The organism is Streptomyces sp. A0642 (assembly GCF_004795105.1).
In the GTDB taxonomy this organism is placed as follows: domain Bacteria; phylum Actinomycetota; class Actinomycetes; order Streptomycetales; family Streptomycetaceae; genus Streptomyces.
Window position 1 is genome coordinate 1 of record NZ_SSBL01000067.1, and the last position, 1,826, is coordinate 1,826.

At 67.1% G+C, this 1,826-nt stretch carries 2 protein-coding genes; both read right to left on the reverse strand.

Features of this window, described 5'->3' with window-relative positions:
- Positions 1 to 14: 14 nt before the first annotated feature.
- Positions 15 to 977, reverse strand: coding sequence for an electron transfer flavoprotein subunit alpha/FixB family protein (locus tag E6R60_RS36375; protein ID WP_136331008.1), 963 nt, complete (start codon positions 975 to 977; stop codon positions 15 to 17).
- 52 nt (positions 978 to 1,029) lie between these two features.
- Entirely contained in the window at positions 1,030 to 1,815 is a 786-nt protein-coding gene (locus tag E6R60_RS36380) for an electron transfer flavoprotein subunit beta/FixA family protein (protein ID WP_136331009.1), read from the reverse strand.
- Positions 1,816 to 1,826: the final 11 nt, after the last annotated feature.

Here is a 1,826-nt window from a genome sequence, read left to right on the forward strand (position 1 = left end):
TGCCTGCCGGTGGGTCAGCCCTTGCGGGCGGTGATCTCGCCGGTGAGCTGCGGGACGACGTTGAAGAGGTCACCGACGACGCCGTAGTCGACGAGGTCGAAGATCGGCGCCTCGGCGTCCTTGTTGATCGCGACGATCGTCTTCGAGGTCTGCATGCCCGCCCGGTGCTGGATCGCACCCGAGATCCCCGACGCGATGTACAGCTGCGGCGAGACGGACTTGCCGGTCTGCCCGACCTGGTTGGTGTGCGGGTACCAGCCCGCGTCCACCGCGGCACGCGACGCACCGACCGCGGCACCGAGCGAGTCCGCGAGCGCCTCGATGACCGCGAAGTTCTCCGCACCGTTGACACCACGGCCACCCGACACCACGATCGCCGCCTCGGTCAGCTCCGGACGCCCCGTCGACTCACGCGGCGTACGGGACACCACCTTCGTACCGGTGGCCAGCTCGGAGAACACCACCGCGAGAGCCTCCACCGCACCCGCCGCCGCGGCCGGCTCGACCGGAGCCGAGTTCGGCTTGACCGTGATCACCGGAACACCCCGCGAAACACGGGACTTCGTGGTGTACGAAGCGGCGAACACCGACTGCGTCGCCACCACACCCTCATCACCCGCCTCCACATCCACGGCATCCGTGATGATCCCCGAACCCACCCGCACCGCCAGACGCGCCGCGACCTCCTTGGCCTCCGCCGACGAAGGCAACAGCACCGCCACCGGAGACACCGCCTCGAAAGCGGCCTGCAACGCATCCACCTTCGGCACCACGAGATAATCCGCGAACTCCGACGCCTCAGCCGTCAGCACCCTGACCGCACCATGCTCCGCGAGCACCCCGGCCGTACCCCCGGCACCAGCACCCAGAGCCACCGCCACCGGCTCACCCAGACGCCGCGCAAGCGTCAACAACTCCAGCGTGGGCTTGCGGACCGCACCATCCACGTGATCGACATAGACGAGAACTTCAGCCATGGGACTTCAATCTCCTGCACATCTGCGAAAGAACGGAAAAGCGGAACAGGACTCAGATGAACTTCTGACCGGCCAGGAACTCGGCCAGCGCCTTCCCGCCCTCACCCTCGTCCTTCACGATCGTGCCCGCCGTACGAGCCGGACGCTGCGCCGCGGACTCCACCACACTCCAGGACCCGCCCAGACCCACCTCGCCCGCCTCGATCCCCAGATCATCCAGATCCAGCGACTCGACCGGCTTCTTCTTCGCCGCCATGATCCCCTTGAACGACGGATACCGCGCCTCACCCGACTGGTCGGTCACCGACACCACCGCCGGCAACGACGCCTCCAGCCCCTCCGAAGCACTGTCACCATCACGACGGCCCCGCACCACACCGCCCTCGACCGACACCTCCGACAACAGCGTCACCTGCGGCACCCCCAGCCGCTCCGCCAGCAGCGCCGGAACCACACCCATCGTGCCGTCCGTCGACGCCATCCCCGAGATCACCAGGTCGTAACCCGTCTTCTCGACCGCCTTCGCCAGCACCAACGACGTACCGATCACGTCCGTGCCGTGCAGATCGTCGTCCTCGACGTGAACAGCCTTGTCCGCACCCATCGACAACGCCTTGCGCAACGCGTCCTTCGCGTCCTGCGGACCCACCGTCAACACGGTGACCTCCGCATCGTCCGCCGCGTCCGCGATCTGCAACGCCTGCTCGACCGCGTACTCATCCAGCTCCGACAGCAGACCGTCGACATCCTCACGATCCAACGTCAGGTCATCGGCGAAATGCCGGTCACCGGTCGCGTCGGGCACGTACTTCACACAGACAACGATCCTCAAGCTCACGCCGGCTCTCC

Coding starts and splice junctions, on each gene's coding strand:
- E6R60_RS36375 (WP_136331008.1), bottom strand. CDS start 977: ATGGCTGAAGTTCTCGTCTATGTCGATCACGTGGATGGTGCGGTCCGC.